8 protein-coding genes and 1 riboswitch are annotated in these 8,603 nt (G+C 62.8%); of the genes, 3 read left to right on the top strand and 5 right to left on the bottom strand.

Going from position 1 to position 8,603, the window contains the following annotated elements; all coding sequences use genetic code 11:
* The 3 genes from cobN to AC1DT3_RS06820 form a co-directional block, all read right to left on the bottom strand.
* A partial coding sequence (gene cobN, locus AC1DT3_RS06830; protein ID WP_477464499.1) for a cobaltochelatase subunit CobN occupies nt 1-2,800 on the bottom strand: 2,800 nt, incomplete at its 3' end.
* Nucleotide 2,801: 1 nt separating this feature from the next.
* A complete protein-coding gene (gene cobW / locus AC1DT3_RS06825) occupies nt 2,802-3,836 on the bottom strand; it encodes a cobalamin biosynthesis protein CobW (RefSeq protein WP_477464498.1) in 1,035 nt (344 codons plus the stop codon).
* 5 nt (nt 3,837-3,841) lie between these two features.
* A complete protein-coding gene (locus AC1DT3_RS06820) occupies nt 3,842-4,243 on the bottom strand; it encodes a DUF1636 family protein (RefSeq protein ID WP_477464497.1) in 402 nt (133 codons plus the stop codon).
* A gap of 170 nt (nt 4,244-4,413) precedes the next feature.
* Nucleotides 4,414-4,594: riboswitch (cobalamin riboswitch) on the bottom strand.
* A gap of 91 nt (nt 4,595-4,685) precedes the next feature.
* On the opposite strand from AC1DT3_RS06820, the gene cobO reads away from it, so the two are divergent.
* Entirely contained in the window at nt 4,686-5,297 is a 612-nt protein-coding gene (gene cobO / locus AC1DT3_RS06815) for a cob(I)yrinic acid a,c-diamide adenosyltransferase (protein ID WP_477464496.1), read from the top strand.
* Nucleotides 5,298-5,303: 6 nt separating this feature from the next.
* On the opposite strand, the gene AC1DT3_RS06810 is transcribed toward cobO, so the two are convergent.
* On the bottom strand, nt 5,304-6,323 hold the full coding sequence (locus AC1DT3_RS06810; protein ID WP_477464495.1) for an alpha/beta hydrolase: 1,020 nt from the start codon (nt 6,321-6,323) through the stop codon (nt 5,304-5,306).
* A 180-nt stretch (nt 6,324-6,503) separates the two neighbouring features.
* On the opposite strand from AC1DT3_RS06810, the gene AC1DT3_RS06805 reads away from it, so the two are divergent.
* Nucleotides 6,504-7,844, top strand: a complete 1,341-nt coding sequence (locus AC1DT3_RS06805; RefSeq protein ID WP_477464494.1) for a solute carrier family 23 protein — start codon at nt 6,504-6,506, stop codon at nt 7,842-7,844.
* Between the two features lie 74 nt (nt 7,845-7,918).
* On the opposite strand, the gene AC1DT3_RS06800 is transcribed toward AC1DT3_RS06805, so the two are convergent.
* Nucleotides 7,919-8,128 (bottom strand): hypothetical protein, encoded by a 210-nt coding sequence (locus AC1DT3_RS06800; protein ID WP_477464493.1) that lies wholly within the window; start codon nt 8,126-8,128, stop codon nt 7,919-7,921.
* A 206-nt stretch (nt 8,129-8,334) separates the two neighbouring features.
* Here AC1DT3_RS06800 and AC1DT3_RS06795 point away from each other — a divergent pair, with 206 nt between their 5' ends.
* Nucleotides 8,335-8,508: a DUF1328 domain-containing protein gene (locus AC1DT3_RS06795; RefSeq protein WP_009494036.1), complete on the top strand. Its 174-nt coding sequence runs from the start codon at nt 8,335-8,337 to the stop codon at nt 8,506-8,508.
* The last annotated feature ends 95 nt before the right edge of the window (nt 8,509-8,603 follow it).

Genomic DNA, 8,603 nt, shown 5'->3' with positions numbered 1-8,603 from the left:
AGGCGTCGGAGCGTGCCACCCGTGCCGCGAATGAATTGTCCCGCGTCCCGTTCTCGCCCTCGCCGAACGCGTGCGAGGTCTGCTCCAAATAGGCGCGCGCGAGATCGTCCCGCGTGTCCCAGGCTTGATCGAGCGCGAGGCCCGCCACGCCTGCGCCGAAACGACCGGGCGCGGCGCCGAAGATCCTGTTCGCGGGCTCACCACGGCGGCGCGCGGCGGCGAGCTCGTTCCATGCGTCGTCTTCGTTCAGCAAGGCCACATGCTTCGCCGCCTGATCGATCAGCTTGATCTGATCGGGAAACGTATCGCGAAACATTCCAGAGATGCGCACGGTGACGTCGATGCGCGGACGGTCGAGCAACGGCAGAGGCACGATCTCGAAGCCGGTGGCGCGAGTCGAAGCCGTGTCCCATTTCGGCCGCACGCCCATGAGCGCCAGGATGTGAGCGATGTCTTCTCCGCCGGACCGCAGGGTCGGCGAAGCCCAGAGATCCATGACGATACGGCGTGGATGATCGCCCTCGTCCTGGAGGTGGCGGCGAACGATCTCGTTTGCCGCCCGTTCTCCGAGAGCGGTCGCCGCTCGGGTTGGAATGGCGCGCGGATCGAGAGTCGCCAGATTGCGGCCGGTGGGCATCACATCCCGTCGTCCCCGCGACGGCGATCCCGACGGACCGGGCACGACGAAGCGTCCGTCGAGTGCACGGAGGAGCCCGTCACGTTCGCCCTCCGCACATTCTGGATGGTCGGGCGCATCGCCGAAAACATGCAGCCCGTCGCGAATGACGACTTCGGCCAAGTCGCAGAGATGCGCGTCGAGCGCGCTCAACGCCTCCGCCATCGGCATGCCCGGAGAAACGCCGCACGTCTGGCTCAAACCGCTTGCTTCGGCGCGTGCGATGATCTCGCGCGCCACGATTTCACCGCGGCGCGGATCGAGCACCTGGGCGGATGAGTATTCTTCGACCAACTCGCGAAGGACCGCCAGGTCTTCCGGCAGATCCGCGGTCGCGACGGATGGAGTCATATGGCCGATCGTAACGCCGCCTATACGGCGCTTCGCTGGAGCGGCTTCGCCCGGATCGTCCACGATGAAGGGGTACACGACGGGCAGCGAACCGATTGCGAAACGCGGTGCACAGGACGTCGACAAAGCCACGGCTTTGCCGGGCAGCCACTCGGTTGTTCCATGGGTGCCAAGATGGATCAGCGCGTCGATCAACGCGGTTGTGCGCAGGCCGAGATAGAAGGCGAGATAGGCATGCGTCGGCGGCAGATCGGGTGCGTGATAAAACGCTTTGCGATCCGCGCCGCGTCCCCGATCCGGCTGCAAAGCCACGAGGACGTTTCCGGCTTCGRGCGCGCGAAAACGAAATGCACCGTCGACGAGATCGGGGTCGTCGTCCGGCATTCCCCATGCCTCGCAGATGGCAGCCTGGACCTCCGCTGGAAGAGCGCTGAACCAGGCGCGATAGGTTTTCAGATCAACCGCGAAGATAGGCTCGGCCGTCGTTAGCGCAGGCATCAAGGCCGCTTGGTCGAACGTGCGCGAGGCGTTGTAGCCCGCGTCTTCGAGCAGATCGAGGATGCGGCATGTGCTGGCCGGGGTGTCGAGGCCGACGGCAAAACCGGCGCGTCCACCGCGCGCGGGATAATCCGACATCACCAGCGCGAGCCGGCGTGTACCGCGCGGCTTGCGGCGCAATTTGATCCACGCGACCACGTCGTCCGTTGCGGCGGCGATCCCCTCTCGATCCGGAACTTGACGGCGACCGACAAAGCCCAAAACGGGATCGAGCTCACTGTTCTCCTTGAAGGAGATCGGGCCGATGGCCAGTCGCCCGTCGAATTCCGGCAGGACGATCTGCATTGTGAGATCGGCTGCCGACAGACCACGCGCGGATGCCAGCCACGCTTCCCGCGTCGACCCTGCGTTCACGGCCTGGAGAACCGGGCAATCGGCGCGGTCGAGTACGAATGTGGAGTCCTCGCGAGCCGAGAACGCGGTGGTGGTGATCACGATGTCGGGCTTGCGCAAATTCAGAGCGCGGCCGATCAGAGTTGTTGCGTCATCATCCTTCAGGCTGGCGACGGCAAGAATCAGTGTGTTTATTCCGCGCTCTGCCAACGATTTCGCAAGCGCGCAGATCGGCGCCGTGTCAGCCGAAAGTACGGTCGAGCGATAGACGACGAGATAGGCGAGGGGCGCCGACGGCGAAAGGTCGGCACAACGTTCGTCGAGGTCGACGTCGCCCGTGGTGTGATCCCACGCAAACGCGCGAGGCACCGAATGCGGGCTCTTCGGATGGAGATCCAGGCCGAGTTCACCTGCCACTCTCTGCAGAAGCGCCCGCATGTTGGCGACGCCACCCGCGCGAAAGTATCCGTTCAGGGCGTCGACAACCGTGCTGGGTACCGTGGCGAGCGAGAGCAAGCGGGAATCGGCGCGGTCGTCACCGGGAAGAACGGCAAGGGCGATGCCGCGCTCACGGCACAATGCGTTGATGCGCTCAAGCCCGTAGCGCCAGTAATCGATTCCGCCGAGACAGCGGACGATCACGAACTTTGCGTGCGCAACGGTCTTGTCGAGATAGAGGTCGACTGAGAGCGGATGCTTCAGTTGCCGCATGCTCGCGAGGCGGAGCGTCGGCAGATGCTGATCCTGACGATAGGCCTCGGCGAGTGTGCTGAGATCGCTGTCGGTGAACGACAAGACGACGACGTCTCCCGGGCTTTGACCGAGATCGACAGCCTGGGCGCTGTCGTCGAGCGAAACGGTCGTGACCGGGAGAAGATGCATGTCAGCCCGCGAGGGCGGCTTCGACCGCCGTTTTGTCGAAGCCCTTGAGTCCAATCACGACCAGGCGGCCATGGCGCTCCTCGTCCGCTTTCCACGGACGATCGTAGTGATGATCGATCCGGCGCCCGACACCCTGGACCACGAGACGCATGGGGCGACCGTCGACCGGTACGAAACCCTTGATGCGTAGAACGCCCTCGGCTTCAGCGGCGCGTCCCACGCGCTGCAGCAGCGTGTCCGCCGATGCGATGGCGCCTACGGCGACTGCAACGGTCTCGAAGTCGTCGTGGTCATGCTCTTCCTCGGCATCGTGGTGCGAGGGGCGGGAGCCGAGATCGGATTCGACTTCGGCTGCGAGGCCGAGGATGAGCGAGGACTCGATGCGGCTATGATCGGTCTCGACGATCTTCACCGTGCGCGGCAAATGCCCCGCGATGTCGCTCTTGACCCGCGCCCGGGCCTCGTCGTCCATCAGGTCGGTCTTGTTGAGCAGGATCATGTCGGCACACAGCAATTGATCCTCGAACACCTCCTCCAGCGGATTTTCGTGCTCCACGGACGTATCGGCCGCGCGCTGCCCCGCGAGCGCTTCTGGATCATCGGCGAAGACGCCTGCCGCGACTGCGGGTCCGTCGACGACAGCGATCACACCATCGACCGTCACGCGCGAGCGGATGGCCGGCCAATTGAACGCCGTCACAAGCGGCTTCGGCAAGGCAAGGCCGGAGGTTTCGATCAGGATGTGGTCGGGCGGATTGTCGCGATCGAGGAGTTGGGTCAGCGCCGGAACGAAATCGTCGGCGACGGTGCAGCAGATGCAGCCGTTCGGCAGTTCGACGATATCCTCCTTCGTGCAGCCTTCGATGCCGCAGCCTTCGATAAAGGATGCGTCGAAGCCGATATCGCCAAATTCGTTGACGAGAACCGCAAGGCGCCGGCCTCCGGGGTTTTCGAGAAGATTGCGCACCAGTGTCGTCTTACCCGCACCGAGGAAGCCGGTCACGATCGTGCAGGGGATTTTGGCGAGGTCGGTCATCAAGGTCATCCGATGGGGGAAAGGGGAGGGATTCGGGCGACAACGCCCTTGCGGAAAATCTCAGGGCGCTCGCGCCAGGGCACGATGCCGTTGGCCGTTGCCCGGTAGCGGCGCAAGCCATCGACGATGGCTTCCACGGAAGTCTGAGGGTCGAGGTCGCCATAGACATAGGTCCAGCGTCCTTCGCCACCGGCGATCGCCATGGTGCAGGGCCGCTTGCACACGCTGAGGCACTCGACGGGCTCGATCCGAACGCCGCCGAGGGCTGGGTCGCCCTGMGCCAGGGCCGCGCTCAGCGCTTCATGCAGTTGAGCGCCCGGCCGAAGATCGGCGTCGCCGCCACCTGCTTGCCGGCAGGTCACGCAGACATAGAGCCGAATCTCGTCGCCAGAGCATGGTGCATCCATGACGGGATCAGACACGTGACTGGCGCGAGGCCGAGCGAACGGCGTTAGGATTGATGGGTCGAAAGCGCACGCGCTTCTCCGTCGGTCGGCCCTCGGGCCAAAAGCTTCAACGGACGAAGCCGGATCGCGAGATCCGAAACAGCCGATTGGACACCCCGCCCAAGCGACCCGAAGAAGCAATGATGACGGCAGGTCTCCTGGCTCACGGCTGAGGCGTCCGTTCCGCCTTCCCGGGCTCGCCCAGTGGCTTGAGGTACGGACCATGCCGCTTACAGTTGCGGGGGCAGCCGCGGATTTGACCGCGTTCCCTTTTCACCTCTCAATCGAGGCACCGTCGTGATCGTTCTTAGCCTGTCCAGCGAGGGTCTGCAATCCTGCGGGGGAGGTTGACGCGCGTTGCCCGGGCCGGCAGGAACGACTCATTGGTCCCGGAGGATGCATCGTGTCGCAATCGGAAGACGAAGCCGCGCGCCACCGCGCGAAGATGATCAAGCGCAAGGAAGTCCAGGATCGGGAGGTCGCCTCGAAGACCATCGAAAAAGGGCTTCTTCTGGTCAATACCGGCCCCGGCAAGGGGAAGTCGACGGCGGCGTTCGGCCTGGTCCTCAGGGCGCTGGGACACGGCTGGAAGGTCGGCGTCGTGCAATTCATCAAGGGTGCCTGGAGCACCGGCGAGCGGACCGCCCTGGAGCGGTTCGACGACCTGATCGAATGGCACACGATGGGGGAGGGCTTCACCTGGGAGACGCAGGATCGCGACCGTGACGTCGCCGCCGCGCAGCGCGCGTGGGACAAGGCGCGCGAGTTGATGGCCAAGAACGAGATCAAGCTCCTCGTACTGGATGAGCTGAACATTGCCCTGCGTTACGATTATCTTCCGCTCGATCAGGTGATCGCTGAACTCAAGGCGCGACGGCCCGATCTTCATGTCGTCGTGACGGGCCGAAACGCGAAGCCGGAATTGATCGAGGCAGCCGACCTGGTGACGGAAATGGGTCTCGTCAAGCACCACTTCTCGTCCGGCGTGAAGTCACAGGCCGGGATTGAATTCTGAGACTCGTCAGGTGAGCGCGCGGGCGAGGAGCGGCAGGCTGCGGTCCATGCGATAATCGACCGACGAATGATTGTCGTGAAATTCCTCGTATACGTGCGCGACGCCCGCGGCCTCCAGCTTGCGATGCAAGATCCGGGAACCGTGGATCATGTTGTATTGGTCGATGTCGCCGCAATCGACATAGACGAGTTTCATGCGTCGAAGCGCATCGAGATGACGCTTGTCGTCCACCATGCGCATCGGATCCCACCGAAGCCAGTTGGCCCAACGCTCGTCGACGACTTCGCAGGTCTGTAGATCGACTGGCAGACGGATGCCGTAGAACTGGTTGGGATCCGGATCGAAGGTGGCGCATTGCGCCAGGATCATCATGGTGTGCCAGTCGGCATCCTTGGCCTTCGGACCCGCTTCGAATTTGCGCACGAACGTCTCGACGGACATGTCGTGTTCCGAGAGATGACGCAGAGCACCGGCGAACTCGCCGAGATGGTACAGAAATTCGAAGCCCATATCGCCGGAATGGCACGCTGCCGCGCTCCAGACTTTACCGCCATGACGCAAGGCGTGGACGATGGCACCGAAACCTCCGGAGCTCTTCCCGAACACGCCCCGTTTTCCATCGCCCCCGCATTGATATGTGCGCTCGACGAGCGGCAGCATCTCCTCGATGAGGAAAGCCTCCCAGCGCCCGGTCGCCGCGCTGTCCACATACTGGTTTCCGCCGAGTCGCGTGAAGCAATCGGGAAAAGCCACGACGACCGGCGGCATGGCGCCTGAACCAATCAGCCTGTCGAGCCGTTCGGGAACGTTCTCGCCGTAATTCTTCCAGTTCGTGTGAGCCGGGCCGCCGGCCGTATAGCCGACGAGATCGACCAGGAGGGGCAGATCGGCACCGTCTTGACCGGACGGAACATAGACGTCGATCCGGCGGCGGGCGGGATCGCCGAGAAGATTCCCCTTCAGGACGTCGCTGTCGAGCCAAAGGGTCTGCACTGAACCTTCGGGAAAGGAATGATCCTTGCGCATGGATGCTCCGGTGGGACGTGAGGGCCATCGCAGAGCAAGCCGCGATGGCCTCTTGCGGGCGGTTGACAAACTCAATTTCAGGCTAGCCCGCTCATGACCCCGAGGCTACCGTCAAATGGCATAGCAAAAGTCATGGTAGCCATCTGGACATGACGTGGATCGACGTGGGGGTTGTCAACAATGAGCAACGGTTTTCTGCCGCGATGGACCTTGAAGACGGACGGGGTCATCCTTCCTGACGAAAGGCTTCCAGCGGGCCAAACGGTGGTCGCAGGTCTTCAGCACGTCGTCGCCATGTTCGGCTCGACGGCGCTCGCCCCGATCCTGATGGGGTTCGATCCGAACGTTTCGATTTTCTTCTCCGGCATCGCGACATTGATTTTCTTCATCGTGGTCGGAGGTCGCGTTCCTAGCTATCTCGGCTCGAGTTTCGCGTTCATCGGGCCTGTCCTGGTTGCGACCGGCGCGACCGTCGGCAGCCCCAATCCCAACATTCCCATCGCCCTCGGCGGCATCATCGCGGCCGGTGTCCTCTATACGTYGATCGGCGTCATCGTGCAGATGGCCGGACATCGGTGGGTCGAGAAGCTGATGCCCCCGGTGGTCACCGGCGCCATCGTGGCCGCCATCGGTCTCGTGCTTGCGCCGATCGCCATCGGCAGTGCGTCCGGCGTGACACCGGACAACGCCGCCGGCACGTCGTTTGCGCGCTGGATCTCCATCATCACGGTGCTCGCCGTCGGCGGCATCGCGGTCTACGCGCCGGGCGTCTGGCGCMGGCTGCCGATCCTGGTCGGCGGCGCTCTCGGCTATCTCGCCTACTACATCTGCGCCAACATCCTCGGATTGGGGCAGCCGATCGACTTCTCGAGGATCGGGCAAGCAGCATGGTTCGGTCTGCCCACATTCCAGGCGCCGGTGTTCACCCTGCAAGGAATGAGCCTCATCGCACCCGTCGCCATTATCCTGGTCGCGGAGAACCTCGGCCACATCAAAGCCATCAGCGCCATGACCGGGCGCAATCTCGATCCTTATCTCGGTCGGGCTTTCATGGGCGACGGCATCGCGACCATCGTGTCGGGCGCCTGCGGCGGAACAGGCATGACGACCTACGCCGAGAATATGGGCGTCATGTCGGTCACGCGGATCTACTCGACGCTCATCTTCATCGTCGCGGCGTTTGTCGCTTTGCTCCTTGGCCTGTCGCCGAAATTCGGAGCGTTCATCTCGACGATCCCGATCCCGGTTCTCGGAGGCCTGTCGATCGTCGTCTTCGGTCTCATCGCCGCGACAGCGGGACGGATATGGGTTGAGAACAACGTCGATTTCTCGAACCCACGCAATCTCATCACCGTCGCTGTCGCGTTGGTGCTCGGCGCGGGTAACTTCAAGCTGACGCTCGCGGGCTTCACGCTGGATGGCATCGGCACCGCAACGTTCGGCGCGATCATTCTCTACCACCTCCTGCGTGGCCGACAGAGCGATGCGGTGGAAACCAAGAAGGTTCAGCCGGCCGAGTAAGAACGGCACAAGCTCGATACAAAAAGCCCGCGTTCAACGCGGGCTTTTTTATGCAACCGGACCTCGATGGGCTTTTAGATGCGGCGGCGAATTCGAACCGGGACTGGTGCGTAGCTCGGGGTCGCGACTGCGAAGGAGAACATCAACATGACTGCGCAAAGGGCGCCGCTAATCAGAAAAAGCGCTTCCGCGACTTCCGTTTGCGTCGAGATTCCTGCCGTAGCGGCAAGCCCCATGACGATCATGAAAATCACGGACGACCGAAGAGCGACTGAGCGATTCATAGTTGTTCTCCATGCTTGAAGCGGAAACGTGCTGGAAAATGGAGAGTTCCAAGATAGCGGGACGCTTTTTGCAAATCTCTTCTTAGCCGAATGGCTTAGATGCTGCTTCGGAAGAGCTGGGACATCGACGGGAACCTTAACGCTTTGCTTGGAGTTGATCTGTCGTCATCGGCTAAGGCCGAGTTCAAGTCTTGCGAGGTAACATCATGCTCGGTTGGGCAGTCACGTTTCTCATTATCGCTCTCGTCGCGGCCCTGTTCGGCTTTGGTGGCATTGCCGGCACTGCTGTCGAGATCGCCAAGCTGATCTTCTTTGTGGCGATCGTTCTGTTCGCGATCTCCGCTGTGATCGGCCTCCTGCGCGGGCGAAGCCCGATGTAGGTGATGGCCTCATATGGTAAAAACGCCGCCTCTCGGGGCGGCGTTTTTTATTGAGAGCTGGCGCCTTAGCTGATGCCCTGCAGGGCGGCCCGCGT

The organism is Microvirga sp. P4_G7, assembly GCF_056401005.1.
The sequence above is the reverse complement of the archived record's forward strand: the minus strand, read 5'-3'. Positions and strand labels throughout refer to the sequence as shown.

Excerpts from the sequence above, each read along its gene's own strand:
- AC1DT3_RS06795 (WP_009494036.1), top strand. The coding sequence starts at position 8,335 with ATGCTCGGTTGGGCAGTCACGTTTCTCATTATCGCTCTCGTCGCGGCC.
- AC1DT3_RS06810 (WP_477464495.1), bottom strand. The coding sequence starts at position 6,323 with ATGCGCAAGGATCATTCCTTTCCCGAAGGTTCAGTGCAGACCCTTTGG.
- cobW (WP_477464498.1), bottom strand. The coding sequence starts at position 3,836 with ATGACCGACCTCGCCAAAATCCCCTGCACGATCGTGACCGGCTTCCTC.
- AC1DT3_RS06800 (WP_477464493.1), bottom strand. The coding sequence starts at position 8,128 with ATGAATCGCTCAGTCGCTCTTCGGTCGTCCGTGATTTTCATGATCGTC.